Here is a 13,960-nt window from a genome sequence, read left to right as displayed (position 1 = left end):
AATGAGCCACATCCAAACGCGGGATGTGGCTCATTTCTCGTTATAGCTCCCCTCTCCGGTTCATCCGGATTAAGAGATAAATCAAATACGGCGCTCCGACCATGCCGGTGATGACACCGACCGGGTAGCGGGCCGTGAAGGCGAACTGACCGATGAGATCGGCTGCGAGTACCAAGATGACCCCGACGAGTGCCGCCGGAATGATTGTCGAACGCCCGTCCCCGACGAGCCGCTTCGCAATCGGTCCCGCCAGGAACGCGACGAACGCGATCGGTCCGGTCGTCGCCGTCGCGAGCGCGAGCATGAGCACCGAGGCGACGATGAGCAGGACGCGCGTCTGGTTCGTCTTGACACCGAGCGACGTCGCCGTCATCTCCCCGAGCTCTAAAATCTGGAGCTGTCGGCTGAGTCGGAGGATGACCGGGAGGCAGAGCGCGACCGCGATCATGAGCGGCGGGAGCGTCTCCATCTTCACCCCGTTCAAGCTACCGCTCAACCAGCGCATCGCCGTCCCGACATCGTTTTGGCGGCTGATTAGCAACAGATAGTTGATGACCGCTGTCAGCATCGCCTGAATCCCGATGCCGACTAAGACGAGCCGGCCAATCGAGAAGGCGGCGCCTTTCGACAAGAAGTAGATGGCGAGGACGGTCAACAGCCCGCCGATAATCGAGATGATGGAGACGAACGTATCGCTCGCCTGTAAGACGACGATGCCGAACACGGCCGCCGCACTCGACCCGGTCGTGATGCCGATGACGTTCGGGTTGGCGAGCGGGTTACGGAGCATCGTCTGGAACACCGTCCCGGCGATCCCGAACGCAAGTCCGGCGAAGACGCCGGCGAGCATGCGCGGCAGACGGATCGTGCCGACGGCGAACGAGGCGCCCGGTACTTGTTCCCCGAACAAGACACGGATGACGTCTGCGACCGGATAAATCGTGTTGCCGAGCATGAGCATCGTCGCGCTCAACGTAAGGGCCAACGCGAACAAGACGAGCGTCACGAAGACGGTCCGTTGCCGACGCTTGCGACTGTTATGGATGATGGGTTGAATCGATTGGTTCGTCATACGCCACGCACCTTCACTTTCATCGTCAAGGCGATCAAAATCGGGGCCCCGACGAACGCCGTGACGATCCCGACTTCGAGTTCACCGGGACTGCCGAGCAAGCGCCCCGCCACGTCAGCGAACGTCAATAAAATCGCGCCGGTGAGTGCCGACATCGGGATGATATACCGTTCATCCGCTCCGATGACCAAGCGGACGAGGTGCGGCGCCAAGAGACCGATAAAGCCGATTGGTCCAGCCAGTGCCGTCGCCGCCCCGCACAAGATCACACCGGCGAACGAGGCAATCAATTTCAACGTGCCGATGCGGACACCAAGACCTGTGGCGAGCTCTTCCCCGAGCGCCAAGATGTTGAGGGACGGTGCCGCCAAGATGGCGATAATGATACCGCCGATAAAGAACGGCAGGAACGTCATAATCGAATCCATCGTCCCGGCCCCGACGCTACCGACTTGCCAGAACCGGAACTGGTCCATGACGTTCGAGCGCGGAATCATGATGGCCATGACGAGTGACGACAAGGCCGCACTCGTCGCCGCGCCAGCCAAGACGAGTTTGAGTGGCGTCGAACCGCCCCGCCCGAGCGACCCGATCCCGAACACGAACGCCGCCGTCAAGAGTGCCCCGGCGAGCGCGAACCAGATATAGTCGCTCGCGGTCGAGATGTTGAAGAAGGCGATCCCGACGACGACGAACAGCGCCGCTCCCGTGTTGACTCCGAGAATGCTCGGATCGGCGATCGGGTTGCGCGTCACCGACTGCATCAATGCGCCCGAGACACCGAGTGCCGCCCCGCACATGAAACTGAACACCGTCCGAACGACCCGCTGCCGGACGATATCCGCTTCATACGACTGAACAGCCGGACGGAATAAACCGTCAAGCAGTTCATCCCATCCGACTGTCCGTGAGCCGAAAGCAAGCGAAGCGAGCATACAGACGACGAGCAGGACGAGCGACCCTACGAGGAGGAGCCCGAACCGTTTCGGCGTGTGTAACTTCTTCGGCATATTCATTTGATTACTCGACTTTCGCGAGTGCTTCTGACACGAGTTTCACATAGTCGTCAATCGTATATTCGATTGAGAGTGGTGATGGTGTCCCAGCAGCCGCGAGTGGCGTGTTGTCTTCGATCATGACGACCGAACCGCGTTTGATGGCCGGCACTTTGCTGTAGAGCGGGTCAGCTTGAAGTGCTTTCAACGTCTCTTCGTTCCCGTAGGCGACGAAGATGTCGACGTCGTTCAAGATGTCAGCGTTCTCTGAGCTGAGCTCGAGGTAGAAGCTGTTCTCATCTTTGATTTGGCTTGTGATGTTCTCAGGGTACTCCATGCCGAGTTCTTCGATGAAGGCACCGCGTGGGTCACCAGTCGTGTAGATGTAGAACTTCGAGAGATCGTCTGGGCTGAGCGCGACGAATGCCGCTTTCTTCCCTTTCATCTCCGGTACTTCAGCTGCCTTGTCGGCGATGAGTTTCTCTGTGTCTTCAATCAACTGTTTGCCTTCTTCTTCCATGCCCATAGCCATTGAGTCGTAACGAACCGTGTCCTGCCATGATGACACCCAAGGCGTCTCTTGGTATGCGACGACCGGTGCGATCTCTGTCAACGTGTCGTAGTCTTCTTGCGTGATGCCTGAGTAGGCGGCAAGAATGACGTCCGGCTGTGAATCAGCGATCGCTTCAAAGTCGAGGCCGTCCGTGTCTTGATAGATGTTCGGGTTTTCTTCACCGAGGTCTTTCAACTTGTCAGCCGTCCATGGCAACATGCCGCTGCCGTCTTGGACACCATAGTTCGCAGCCGAGAAACCGACTGGTACGACGTCAAGCGCGAGCGCCACGTCTTGGTTCGACCAACCGACCGTGGCGACGCGTTCTGGCTTCTTGTCGATAACCGTCTCGCCTAACGCGTGTTTGATGGTGATTGGATAGCCTTCTGCCGTTTCGGCAGACTCATCTGTCGTGGCTGCATCTTCATTGTTCGAGCCGCATCCTGCGAGCACGAGCACGAAAGCAGACATGATGATGAACATATGTAGCAGTTTCTTATAGTTCATGTTCGAATCCCCTTTTCTCTCTATGACAACGTTTTACGTCGACATTGATAATCATTATCATTTATGAGTATAGGACGAATCATCGAACGCTGTCAATCTGAACTTCAAGATATCTTCTGAAAAATAGAAACAGCCCGCATCTCTCAAATGGTGAGATGCAGGCTGAAGTCATAACGTTTGGTTGGCCAAATTGATCAGTTGTTGGACCGGTAAGCGGGTCTCGTCGTCAAGTTCGACGGAGTTGCCATCGATGTAGTAGATGATTCGAGCAGTGAAGCCGTTTTTGTTGATCCACCATAACCCTTGGGACGTCGATTCCGCCTCATCATAGAAAGCAGAGGTCCCGTCCGCAAGTACGTATTGGTCTCCGTATGACGAAATTTCCTCCATGTCTTCAGGTTCATCGATGACTTTATGGACGATGTAGCGCAACTCTTGTGTCGTCTCTTCGTTCACATAATGAAATACGAAACTATGAAGATAATGCGGCACTTGAATGTCGACTTCTGTGTAACGCCGAGTGATTTCAAACGGGAACGCCGTCGGTTCTTCAAACGCGTGTTCAATCGGTGGGTTCGGTGGGTCTGGCCAATCCGTCGCCAGTTCAACCAAAGCCAAAATCACAATTAGCCAACCTAGCAACCTCATCAACCGTTTCTTGTTCATCTGTCTTCGCTCGCTTCATCATTGAATTTGATTCCACGATTGATGATACGCCTCACTGCTTCCCTTGGGTAGACGAGAATCGAACGTCCGGTCAATGAATCGAAATTATCGTTGCCTACGCATCACATCCGCGATCGGACACCCTTCCCGCTCGAGCTCCGAGACGATGCGCGTATAATCCGTTTCGTTTCGATTCTGGCTAAGCTTGAACGCCGCCTGCATCTCCGAAATGTCGATGCGGAACCCGACGACGCCATATTTCTGCCGCTGCACCGGCTCGGACAGTTCCTCCCAGACGACGGCGTGCTCCCGGTCCCCTTCATGGTCTTGAAGCAGTCCGGCCAAGTCTTCCTCGAGTTGGTCCGCATTTAAAATGGTGGCCTGTCCGTATGCATGGACGGCCTGATAGTTCCACGTCGATACATCCTCATGTCCGTACCACGACGCCGACACATAGGCGTCCGGGCCTTGGACGATCAAGAGAACGGTCTGGTCTTCAATCGTTTGCCACTGTGGATTGTTTTTGGCGATGTGTGTCGTGAACCAGACGCGGCCGTCTTCCTCATGGAAACGGAGCGGCACGTGCGTCGCAATCGGCTTCTGTCCGTCATGCGTGACGACGGTGCCGAACGGATGGGCCTTCAGAAAGGCGTAGACTTCTTTCGGGTCATTCACGGCGTATAGTTTCGGGACGTACATCAAATTCCTCCTGTCTTGTTCGTTGTTCAACTGACTGGACCCTTCCGTATAATTCACGCCAACTAGGGTAAAGAGTAGATGACGCTAAATGATTGAGGAGGGATATGATGAAACCACATGTTAAAGCATTCGTGTTCGATGTCTACGGGACCTTGTTCGATGTCCATTCCGTAAAGGCGGCGTGTGACGAACAGTTCCCCGGAAAAGGTGACCAAATCAGCCAGACGTGGCGGACGAAACAACTCGACTACTTCTTCACCCGCCACATCATGGGGCGTTACACGGATTTCTCTGTCGTCACGCGCGACGCCTTACGGTACGCCTTGGCGACAGCCGACGTGACGTGGACGACCGAGACCGAGGACGCATTGATTGCTACCTACGCCGACCTGTCGCCATATGAAGAGGTCGAAGACGTCTTACACCAGCTGCATCACAAACAGACCATCGTCCTCTCGAACGGGACGGACGCAATGCTCGAGGCACTCATCCATAATGCCGGGTTCACCGACCTGTTCGATGAGCTCGTCAGCATCGACGGCATCAAACAAGCCAAGCCGTCACCGGCCGCCTACATGCATTGGTTCAAGAACAGCGGGTTGAAGCGGGACGAGGTGCTGTTCCTGTCCTCGAACGGTTGGGACATCGCCGGTGCGAAGAACTTCGGGTTCCACACGGCTTGGATCAACCGTGACGGCAAGCCGCTCGACATGCCCGACCTGGCCCCTGACGCCGTCTATGAGGACTTGTCCGGGATACTGGAATGGGTCACGGACGAAGCGGCTTGGCCATAATCAAATCGACTTGAGCGTCGTCACCCATATAAAACGTGTGCGCCCCGGTCTGGACGAAGCCGTGCTTTCGGTAAAAGGCGAGTGCCTTGTGGTTATGTTCCCACACACCGAGCCAGATTTCACGCTTCTTCAGCTCACCCGCGCACGTGATGGCCTGGTCGTACAGCGCCTTGCCGACACCGCTTCCTTGGAAGGCACGTCGCACGTAAATTCGTTCGAGTTCGAACGCCTCTTCGCCCATGGCCTCGGTCTGGGCGTTGTTGGCGTTCACTTTTAGATAGCCGGCCACTTCCCCATCGAGCATGGCGAAAAAGAACTGTGAGTCCGGATTCGAAAGCTCCTGTTCAAGTTGCGCCACGTTGTACGCCCGCTCGAGATACGCGGCCAGATGCGCCGGGTCATTCTCGGCTTCGAACGTTTCCGTGAACGTCTCGATGCTGATGGTGCGAAGTGCGTCAACGTCTTCGATTGTACAAGCTTTGATGGTGATCATGATTGTTCCCCCTAGTAGTCTCGTTTCTTCCCTTTTTTCACGGCATCCCAGTCCCCTTCGATATTGTGGCGGACCCGCTTCAACAGTCGGAGCAGTTGCTCGGCTTCCTGGTCGCTCAGCCCGGCGAGCGCGACGTTAGTCGAATGCTCGTGCTCGCGGATAATGACCGGGTACAGCGCCTTGCCCCGTTCAGTCGGGACGAGCCGTTTGATTTTCTTGTTGTGCGGGTCGTCCTGCTTCGTGATCAACCCGTTCGTTTCCAACTTTTGAACCGCCCGCGCCGCCGTCGTCCGATCGACTTTGATCAATTCGGCGAGCTTCTCTTGAATGATGCCCGGCTCCTCACAAATCCGGACCAAATACAGATATTGCCCTTTCGTCAGCTCGAGCTCTTTGAACTCGATATTGCTGATCGAGTCGAGGGCACGGGCAATCATCCCGATTTCACGCAACTGGTCTCTCATACAATCCTCCTGATTGTTGTATTTACAATACGTTACATTCAGTATAATTGATTTAGTTGCATTTGCAACAAAAAGTATTTTGGATATGGGCTTTGATTATGTGAGAAAATGAAGGTATCATTCCACGAAACGAGGGGATTTCATGGCACACCGCATCTACACGACGAGCTTTGCGAGCGTCTATCCGCTTTACGTCGCGAAAGCCGAACGGAAAGGCCGGACGAAAGACGAAGTCGATACGATTATCCGCTGGCTGACCGGTTATGACGAGGCAGGGCTCGAGCGCCAACTTGAAGCCGAGGTCGACTTTGACACGTTCTTCGCCACGGCACCGAAAATGAACGAAGACCGCGCCCTCATCAAAGGCGTCGTCTGCGGCGTCCGCGTCGAGAATGTCGAGGAGCCGCTCATGCGCGAGATTCGTTACTTGGACAAACTCGTCGATGAACTGGCCAAAGGCAAGGCGATGGCGAAGATTTTACGAGGAGGCGACGTCTGATGGACTATACGACACTCGTTGACGACAAGCGGCTCGACGCTTTCATCCGTTTGATTGACGTCATCGATGCGAACTTACCGGCCGGGTTCGAGAAGACGATCGACGGGAACGGCATCCATTATATTGTCCCGCTGTCGACGTATCCGTCCGGGTATCACGTCACACCGGGCACCCCACTCCCGTTCTTGAGCGTCATCGCCCAGAAGAATCATGTCGCCGTGTATCACATGGGCGTCTATAGCGACCCGGAACTGCTCCACTGGTTCGAGGAGTCCTACGCCGCACAAGTGCCGACGAAGCTCGACATGGGCAAGAGCTGTATCCGCTTCAAAAACGTGAAGCATATCCCATATGAGTTGATGGGTGAACTCGTCTCGAAGATGACGCCGGAGCAATGGATTGCGGCTTACGAACACAATCGTTGACAAGTCGACACAAAGCCCACACTCTTGATGATTGAGTGTGGGCTTTGTGTCATTTGTTTATTAAAAACGGTGATTCGTACTCATACGACATCTCGCCTTCCTTTGTTTCTTGAATCTCAAATGCCTTCGTCGACAAGTCGGCGGATAATGTTGCTTTAACTAATCCATGTGTCCAGGTGATCTCTAGTGAGCGCTCGGTTGGTTGCCGCACTTCGAACTCCCCATCAAAAGCCGTTGAACGGTTACGGAATTTGAACAAATCGAACAGTTCCTGCACCACAGGTCGTTCGACTTCGCTCGCGACTTCTTCTTTCGAGTAGTAGTGGCGATTGATGTTTCTTCCTTCTTTCGTCGCTTCTAACAACTCGATGTCATTCTCACCAGCTAAAAGTCCGACGTAATACACTTGCGGAATCCCTGGGGCGAACAGCTGAATGGCTCGGGCAAGTAAGTATGACGCATCATCGTTTCCGAGCGCACTATAGTACGTGCAGTTGATTTGGTAGATGTCGAGGTTGTTATACGCTTCTGAGCTGTAGATTTTCTTCACGTTCGCGCCTTTGCTGTACAGTGCCTCACGCGTCATCTCGATCTCGTCGTCGGTCAATAGGTCTTTGGCGTCGACCACTCCGATACCATCATGCGTGTCGAGTGTCGTGAACTGGTTGCGCGGGCAACGTTCCATCCAGTTAATCAGCCGCTCCGACCGTCCGCTATATAGGCCGTGAAGGACGAGCATCGGCAAAGCGAAGTCATAGACGTAATACCCTTCCTTCGCGATTCGTTCTTGAATCGAATGATGTTCGTGGATTTCAGGCAGGACCGTCGCGCCTTTGTCAGCAACTACCTCTTCACAGTACTCGAGCATCTCCCAAATATCCGGTTCGACAAAGAAGCAATTCGTCCCAATTTTTTTATTGGCGTAGGCGAACGCGTCCAGACGGATGATTGACGCCCCTTTTCCTACAAGGAATTCGAGTTGTTGCTTGATGAACGACCGTGTGGCGTCCTTTGTGACATCTAAATCGATTTGTTCTTCATCAAACGTACACCACACCTTCTCGGTCGTCCCATCGGCGAACGTGACTTCTACGTACGGCGCTCTCGGTTTTCGTTTATAAATCAGGTCGACTTGTTCAGAGGTAGGTTCCCCGCCAGGCCAAAACTCGCTATAGCGGATGAAGAAATCTTTGAAGGCGGACTCGTCCTTCTTCTCCAAGAAGTCTTGGAAATAAGGCGATTGACGCGAGATGTGGTTCACCATGAAGTCCATCATGAAATCATATCGTTCACTGAGGCGTTGCACATCTTCCCATGACCCGAACGCTTCGTCCACTTTCGTATAATCCATCGGGGCAAACCCGCGATCACCTGACGAAGGATAGAACGGCAGCAAATGGATTCCGCCAATCACCCCATCCAGATGCGTGCGGGTGATCTCATCAAGTTCTTTCAAATTTTTACCGAGACTATCAGCATAGGTGATCAACATCACTTCGTTTTTCAATTTCATGTTCATTCTCCTTTTAAAAAGCTCCTACCCGTCTTGCTTTCACGTGTAGGAGCTTCGTTTATTTGACAGATCCGTTGGCCATCCCATCGATGATGTGGCGCTGGAAGAACAAGTAGACGATGAGAATCGATACGATCCCGACAACATACGATGCGAAGGAAGGTCCGAAATCACTGAAATACTGTCCTTGATAGTTGAATTGGAACAACGGGAGCGTCCATGTCGATTCATCTCGGTTGAGTAGAAGCAACGGAAGCAAGAAGTCGTTCCAAATCCAGAGTGCGTTCAGGATGAGGACCGTCGCATGCATCGGCTTCATCATCGGGAAGATGATTTTAAAGTACGTGTTGAACTTTCCGCTGCCGTCGATGGCCGCCGCCTCATCCAACTCTTTCGGGATTACGGTCTTGACGTACCCCGCGTACAAGAAGAGTGACTGCGGGACCGCGTACGTCAGATACAAGATGATCAACCCGAGTTTACTCGATAACCCCAAATCCGACATCATCGACGTGATCGGGATCATGATGACTTGGAACGGGACGAATATCCCGATAATCAACATGATGTAAATCCCTTGGAAGACGCGATTGCGCGGCATCGTCCGTGCGAGCGCATAGGCTGCCATCGGGACGATCAAGATGATGAGCGCGATGGACGCGATAGTGATCGTCATCGAGTTCGCAAAGTATTGGACGACCCCGTCGTCTAAGAGACGCTGAAAGTTATCGAGTGTGAACGGGTCCGGCAATTCGAAGAAGCCGCCGGTGATTTGCCGTGTTTCTTTGAACGAGTTCAAGACGGTCAAATACATCGGAAGGGCGATCAAGACGAGCCCTACTGTCAGAAACACATACGTCGGGATATGAATTTTGTCCTTTTTCATGATGCCCCTCCTTACACTTCAAATTTTTTCGAAGAATTGATTTGGATGACCGAGACGATGGCGATGATGATGAAGAGGACGATCGCGATCGCACTGGCGTATCCGAATTGGTTATTTTTGAACGCATAGTTGTATACGAGCAGTCCGAGTGACGTCGTCGACCCGCTCGGTCCCCCGCCCGTCAAGGCGTAGATGAGGTCGAACGCCGTCAATCCCGCCTTCATCGCCAAGATGAGGACGATGCTGATGGCTGGTGATAAGAACGGCAATTCGATGCTCTTGAACGTTTGCCACCGGTTCGCCCCGTCAATCGAGGCCGCTTCCCGAATCTCGTTCGGGATGCTTTGTAAGTTCGCCAAGAAGATGACGACCGGAATGGCGACCCCTTGCCAGAGGGCGACAAAGAGGAGGCCCCAGAACGCCGTCCCTTCGTTCGCGATTAGACTTTGCGAGAGCCATTCGATGCCTAAAAATTCACCGAGTGGCGCCAGCCCGTAATTGAAGAACTGTTTAAAGATCAAGCCGAGTGTGACGGTGCTGATGACCGCAGGGAAGAAGTAGGCTGTCCGGAACAGCCCGACCCCTTTGATTTTTTGATTCAATAGCAGTGCGATCGCAATCCCTAACACGATTTGTCCAACGACGAGACCGATCGTGAAGAGTAACGTGAAGCCGATACTCGATAAGAATTTCGCATCTGAGAAGATGGCCAAATAATTATCGATTCCGATGAAATTGTACGAACTTGTTAGCCCTGTCCAGTCCGTGAAACTGTAGATCACACCTTGTGCGAGCGGTATGAAGAAGAACACGATTTGAAGCAAGAGCGGCACAAGAATGAACAGGTACGGCCAGTAGCGGTTGACAAACCCTTTCTCTCTCATGGTGCAACTCCTTTAATGTTTTTATTTCATACCGTTGAAGAAGGCATTCAAATCCTTGGCGAGTTGGTCTTTATCTTCTTTGTTCATATAATCGACCGTGAGGTGCCAGAACTCTTCTTCCGATGGCCATTCAGAATGGAGCCAGATGATTTGTTTGTCTGTGAACACGAGGTCCGAAACAGCTTTCGTCTCTTCGAACGCACCATCTGTATCGACTGCCTCGACCGACGTCGGAGAACCGTCCTTGTCATAGTATTTCTGCATGACTTCTCCTTCCGTCATGTACGCGAGCAGTTTTTTTGATGCTTCTTGTTCCGCTTCCGATCCAGCGCTCGACACAGAGAGCGCCAAGTCAGCCGCACCGACCGTCATCTCTTGGCCTGCTTCTTGGCCTGGGAAGGCAAACATGCTCACTTCGAAATCAGGTTGCTGGTCACGGATGACCGGGAGTGCCCAAATGCCGTTCGGGAAAATCAACGCTTCTTCCCTTGCGAAGAGTGCGACCGCATCGCTGTAAGATGCCCCATTCGCATTCTTTTGCGTGTTACCGCTGACGAGGCTTAACTCATCTGCCACAGCCTCAAAATCTTCATTGCCGACTTTGATGCCATCTTTCGGGCTGTTTTTCAACGCGTCTTGCGTTTGGTCGAAACCGCCTGTTGTCGTCGCCCAAGCCAATTGGTGGTAGCCGTTCATCGTCCAGGAATCGTCGGTTGTGAGTGCTGCCGCAAACGGTGTCTCGCCAGCATCCTTGATCTCTTTGACGACGTCTTCAAACTCGGACCATGTTTTCGGCGCCTCCAGTCCTAGCTCTTCAAATTTTGTCTTGTTATAGAAGAAGCCCCACGCGTTCGAATTGAGCGGGAGTGAGTAAATCCCTCCGTCGACCGCGTACGATTCAGCCGCCCCTTGCTTCAAATTGCTCAAGAAATCTTCGTCAGACAGATCGAGGAACTTACCGTCAGCCGCCCACCCTTTAAAGTCTGGGTTTTGCGGGTACGTGTGCACGATATCCGGGATGTCACCGCCGGCAACCCGTGTTTTCAATACGGTCCCGGCATTGCTGACGCTCGTCAATTTGACGTCGATATCAGGATTCTCTTTTTCAAAGTCAGCGATGATCTCATCGAGCGTCCCTTTCATTTCGACTTTTTGGGAGAAGAATTCGATTTCTGTCTTGTCCGACTCCGCTCCGCCCGAGCAACCAGCTGCGAGTACGAGAGATGATGCGACGAGTCCTACCATGCCTAGTTTCATTGTCTTGTTCATTTTGATTGGCCTCCTGAAAGTTCGTTTACTTTTTTCAGTACGTACAACTTACTTACAAAATCACCTTTGACAATCGGCTCGATGTAAAGCCCGACGTGCATGAGCTCATCACCGCCGTAACGCTGGCCCTCTACTTCATAGACGGCTGTTGTGTCCAATCCTCTCAATTTCAACAAACGGATGAGCGGTGCGGTTTCGCTGAGCACGCTATAGTCACAGACGATGACTTCCTCTTCCGATACGAACATCCAAGAAGGATGATTGCTGTCGAATGCGCTCTCCAGCCGGTAGAACGTCCCATATTGGAACGTACGACGATGCTCCTGATAGAATGCGACTTGCTGTTTGACGATCGCCTTCTCGTCTTCTGACATCTCAGTCACATCGAGCTCATAACCGAACACGCCAGCCATCGCGACGTTCCCCCGCATCTCGAGACTCGTCTCACGGTGTGTCTGGTGGTTTGGCACAGCCGAGACGTGTGCGCCCATCGAGGAGATGGGATACACCATGCTCGTCCCATGTTGAATTTTCAAACGCGCGATGGCGTCCGTGTTGTCACTCGTCCACGTTTGAGGCATGTAGTACAACATGCCTGGATCGAACCGACCGCCGCCGCCGGAGCAGCTCTCGAACAAGATGTTCGGATAGCGTGATGTGATCGTCTCGAGCACTTCATATAGTCCAAGGACATAGCGGTGTAACACTTCTCCTTGACAGTCACTCGGTAGTGACGTCGAGAACACTTCGGTCACGTTACGGTTGAAGTCCCATTTGAGATAATCGATCGGGACGCGGTCCAACACCTCGGTCATCTGCTGCACGATGTTATCTCGTACTTCTTTCCGACTGAAATCGAGTACATATTGATCTCGTCCTTTGGATAGACCGCGTCCCGGGATTTGAATCGCCCAGTCCGGATGCTGTTCGAAGAGTTCGCTCTCTCTCGAAATCATCTCCGGTTCGAACCATAGACCGAATTTCATGCCTTTGGTGTGAATGTAGTCTGCGAGTCCTTTCAATCCGTTCGGAATCTTTTGCTCATATTCGAACCAGTCGCCTAGTGACGTGTAATCATCATCGCGACGTCCGAACCAGCCATCGTCCAGCACGAACAACTCGATTCCGAGCGCGGCACTCTCATCGACGATCGATTTGATTTTGGCTTCGTCGAAGTCGAAATAAGTCGCTTCCCAGTTGTTGATCAAAATTGGTCGGCCTGCGTCACGGAAGGTTCCGCGTGCGAGCCGTTCACGATACAAGGCGTGGAATGCTTGTGACATTTCCATCGTCCCGTTCGCACTATAGACGATGTTCACTTCCGGCGTTTGGAAACATGCGCCTGGATCCAAGCGCCACTCGAATCCAAATTCGTTGATGCCGAGTTGCACACGGGTCTGTCCGTATGGGTCTCGTTCGAGCAACATTTGATGACTTCCGCTGTAGACAAGGCTGAAGCCGACTGCTTCTCCCGCATACTCCGTCGTCTCGGGTGAAACGAGAGCGAGAAACGGGTTCATTTGGTGACTACTCGAGCCACGTTTGCTGTCGAATACTTTCACGCCACGTTTTACTGGTTCACGCTCCATCATTCGTTCTCGGCCCCACATCCCGTTCAGCGTGATGACCTCGAGCTCTTGAAGCGGAAGGTCCAATGAGAGGCTCGCTGCTTTTTGAAGGTAATGGGTCTCCGCTCCTTCATTTTCAATTCGAGCGGATCGTGCCAACACCGGACGGTCACGATACACGGTATAGACGAGACGAGCAGTCAGTCGCTCTTTCGGATCTTCGAGTGTGATGATCAGCGTCTCGGCTTCTTCATCCTGTTCGACATACGTCGAAGGCATGCCATCAAGACGCGGTTTTCCTGTCACAATCTCATAGGACTTGTAACGGAAATCCGTGACAGTCGATCCGTCTTCGTGGCGGATGACTTGGGCCGGCGTCCGATAATCTCCCGTCCCGTAACCTGGATATTCTTGCAAGATCGTATCGAGGGAATAAAGGCGATCCGTCGCCTCCGGAAAGTTCGGGGAAAAGGAACGGTCGACCCGAGGATACTTTCGTCCTCCGCGATATGTCGAAATCGCCTGACCAAAATATTCGTTGGTCAACACGTTGCCTTCTTCGATACGGAGCACATAGCTAAACACTGCATTAGACAAATGGAATACTCTCTCTGTTTCATTAACATGAATCAACTTCATGGCTCAACCTCCCAATAGTGGTTGCGCTTTCATT

General features: G+C 53.1%; 15 protein-coding genes. 3 read left to right on the top strand and 12 right to left on the bottom strand.

All coding sequences use genetic code 11. From position 1 onward, the window contains the following. Positions 1-40: 40 nt before the first annotated feature. From ACZ2GZ_RS02745 to ACZ2GZ_RS02725, 5 genes are all read right to left on the bottom strand, one after another. Positions 41-1,072, bottom strand: a complete 1,032-nt coding sequence (locus ACZ2GZ_RS02745) for a FecCD family ABC transporter permease (protein WP_029594756.1) — start codon at positions 1,070-1,072, stop codon at positions 41-43. Beyond that, positions 1,069-2,082, bottom strand: coding sequence for a FecCD family ABC transporter permease (locus ACZ2GZ_RS02740; RefSeq protein WP_470295451.1), 1,014 nt, complete (start codon positions 2,080-2,082; stop codon positions 1,069-1,071). Before ACZ2GZ_RS02740 ends, ACZ2GZ_RS02745 begins: the two co-directional genes overlap by 4 nt. Before the next feature lie 10 nt (positions 2,083-2,092). Continuing rightward, positions 2,093-3,127 carry an iron-siderophore ABC transporter substrate-binding protein gene (locus tag ACZ2GZ_RS02735; RefSeq protein WP_470295450.1) on the bottom strand — a complete coding sequence of 345 codons (1,035 nt, stop codon included), beginning with the start codon at positions 3,125-3,127 and terminating at the stop codon, positions 2,093-2,095. A 168-nt stretch (positions 3,128-3,295) separates the two neighbouring features. Then, positions 3,296-3,793 carry a hypothetical protein gene (locus tag ACZ2GZ_RS02730; RefSeq protein WP_470295449.1) on the bottom strand — a complete coding sequence of 166 codons (498 nt, stop codon included), beginning with the start codon at positions 3,791-3,793 and terminating at the stop codon, positions 3,296-3,298. A gap of 105 nt (positions 3,794-3,898) precedes the next feature. Further along, a complete protein-coding gene (locus ACZ2GZ_RS02725; protein WP_470295448.1) occupies positions 3,899-4,492 on the bottom strand; it encodes an FMN-binding negative transcriptional regulator in 594 nt (197 codons plus the stop codon). Positions 4,493-4,599: 107 nt separating this feature from the next. Between ACZ2GZ_RS02725 and ACZ2GZ_RS02720 the strand changes: the two genes are divergently transcribed. Further along, positions 4,600-5,286 carry a haloacid dehalogenase type II gene (locus ACZ2GZ_RS02720; RefSeq protein WP_470295447.1) on the top strand — a complete coding sequence of 229 codons (687 nt, stop codon included), beginning with the start codon at positions 4,600-4,602 and terminating at the stop codon, positions 5,284-5,286. Here ACZ2GZ_RS02720 and paiA read toward each other — a convergent pair. Beyond that, complete coding sequence (gene paiA / locus ACZ2GZ_RS02715) at positions 5,261-5,782, bottom strand: spermidine/spermine N(1)-acetyltransferase (RefSeq protein WP_470295600.1); 522 nt, start codon at positions 5,780-5,782, stop codon at positions 5,261-5,263. The two genes, ACZ2GZ_RS02720 and paiA, sit on opposite strands and share 26 nt — an antisense overlap. An 8-nt stretch (positions 5,783-5,790) precedes the next feature. Further along, complete coding sequence (locus tag ACZ2GZ_RS02710; protein ID WP_058764715.1) at positions 5,791-6,243, bottom strand: MarR family winged helix-turn-helix transcriptional regulator; 453 nt, start codon at positions 6,241-6,243, stop codon at positions 5,791-5,793. Positions 6,244-6,385: 142 nt separating this feature from the next. Here ACZ2GZ_RS02710 and ACZ2GZ_RS02705 point away from each other — a divergent pair, with 142 nt between their 5' ends. Together ACZ2GZ_RS02705 and ACZ2GZ_RS02700 are read left to right on the top strand one after the other, a co-directional pair. Next, positions 6,386-6,742 (top strand): DUF2200 domain-containing protein, encoded by a 357-nt coding sequence (locus ACZ2GZ_RS02705; RefSeq protein WP_034779123.1) that lies wholly within the window; start codon positions 6,386-6,388, stop codon positions 6,740-6,742. Then, complete coding sequence (locus tag ACZ2GZ_RS02700; RefSeq protein ID WP_470295446.1) at positions 6,742-7,167, top strand: DUF1801 domain-containing protein; 426 nt, start codon at positions 6,742-6,744, stop codon at positions 7,165-7,167. Before ACZ2GZ_RS02705 ends, ACZ2GZ_RS02700 begins: the two co-directional genes overlap by 1 nt. Before the next feature lie 49 nt (positions 7,168-7,216). Here ACZ2GZ_RS02700 and gtfA read toward each other — a convergent pair whose 3' ends face one another. From gtfA to ACZ2GZ_RS02675, 5 genes are read right to left on the bottom strand one after another with little or no spacing between them, the layout of a single operon-like run. Then, a complete protein-coding gene (gene gtfA, locus ACZ2GZ_RS02695; protein ID WP_470295445.1) occupies positions 7,217-8,680 on the bottom strand; it encodes a sucrose phosphorylase in 1,464 nt (487 codons plus the stop codon). 58 nt (positions 8,681-8,738) lie between these two features. Then, entirely contained in the window at positions 8,739-9,566 is an 828-nt protein-coding gene (locus tag ACZ2GZ_RS02690) for a carbohydrate ABC transporter permease (protein WP_114167079.1), read from the bottom strand. An 11-nt stretch (positions 9,567-9,577) separates the two neighbouring features. Next, positions 9,578-10,450, bottom strand: coding sequence for a carbohydrate ABC transporter permease (locus ACZ2GZ_RS02685; RefSeq protein WP_114167080.1), 873 nt, complete (start codon positions 10,448-10,450; stop codon positions 9,578-9,580). A 21-nt stretch (positions 10,451-10,471) separates the two neighbouring features. Beyond that, positions 10,472-11,719, bottom strand: coding sequence for an extracellular solute-binding protein (locus tag ACZ2GZ_RS02680; RefSeq protein ID WP_470295444.1), 1,248 nt, complete (start codon positions 11,717-11,719; stop codon positions 10,472-10,474). Beyond that, positions 11,716-13,926, bottom strand: coding sequence for an alpha-galactosidase (locus tag ACZ2GZ_RS02675; protein WP_470295443.1), 2,211 nt, complete (start codon positions 13,924-13,926; stop codon positions 11,716-11,718). Before ACZ2GZ_RS02675 ends, ACZ2GZ_RS02680 begins: the two co-directional genes overlap by 4 nt. Positions 13,927-13,960 lie beyond the last annotated feature (34 nt).

The organism is Exiguobacterium sp. KKT215, from assembly GCF_055635335.1.
This window is presented reverse-complemented; position numbering and strand designations above follow the sequence as displayed.

What these genes read in the sequence shown, in the direction of transcription:
- ACZ2GZ_RS02745 (WP_029594756.1), bottom strand. Translation starts at nt 1,072, where the DNA reads ATGACGAACCAATCGATTCAACCCATCATCCATAACAGTCGCAAGCGT.
- ACZ2GZ_RS02740 (WP_470295451.1), bottom strand. Translation starts at nt 2,082, where the DNA reads ATGCCGAAGAAGTTACACACGCCGAAACGGTTCGGGCTCCTCCTCGTA.
- ACZ2GZ_RS02735 (WP_470295450.1), bottom strand. Translation starts at nt 3,127, where the DNA reads ATGAACTATAAGAAACTGCTACATATGTTCATCATCATGTCTGCTTTC.
- ACZ2GZ_RS02730 (WP_470295449.1), bottom strand. Translation starts at nt 3,793, where the DNA reads ATGAACAAGAAACGGTTGATGAGGTTGCTAGGTTGGCTAATTGTGATT.
- ACZ2GZ_RS02725 (WP_470295448.1), bottom strand. Translation starts at nt 4,492, where the DNA reads ATGTACGTCCCGAAACTATACGCCGTGAATGACCCGAAAGAAGTCTAC.
- ACZ2GZ_RS02720 (WP_470295447.1), top strand. Translation starts at nt 4,600, where the DNA reads ATGAAACCACATGTTAAAGCATTCGTGTTCGATGTCTACGGGACCTTG.
- ACZ2GZ_RS02710 (WP_058764715.1), bottom strand. Translation starts at nt 6,243, where the DNA reads ATGAGAGACCAGTTGCGTGAAATCGGGATGATTGCCCGTGCCCTCGAC.
- ACZ2GZ_RS02705 (WP_034779123.1), top strand. Translation starts at nt 6,386, where the DNA reads ATGGCACACCGCATCTACACGACGAGCTTTGCGAGCGTCTATCCGCTT.
- ACZ2GZ_RS02700 (WP_470295446.1), top strand. Translation starts at nt 6,742, where the DNA reads ATGGACTATACGACACTCGTTGACGACAAGCGGCTCGACGCTTTCATC.
- gtfA (WP_470295445.1), bottom strand. Translation starts at nt 8,680, where the DNA reads ATGAAATTGAAAAACGAAGTGATGTTGATCACCTATGCTGATAGTCTC.
- ACZ2GZ_RS02690 (WP_114167079.1), bottom strand. Translation starts at nt 9,566, where the DNA reads ATGAAAAAGGACAAAATTCATATCCCGACGTATGTGTTTCTGACAGTA.
- ACZ2GZ_RS02685 (WP_114167080.1), bottom strand. Translation starts at nt 10,450, where the DNA reads ATGAGAGAGAAAGGGTTTGTCAACCGCTACTGGCCGTACCTGTTCATT.
- ACZ2GZ_RS02680 (WP_470295444.1), bottom strand. Translation starts at nt 11,719, where the DNA reads ATGAACAAGACAATGAAACTAGGCATGGTAGGACTCGTCGCATCATCT.
- ACZ2GZ_RS02675 (WP_470295443.1), bottom strand. Translation starts at nt 13,926, where the DNA reads ATGAAGTTGATTCATGTTAATGAAACAGAGAGAGTATTCCATTTGTCT.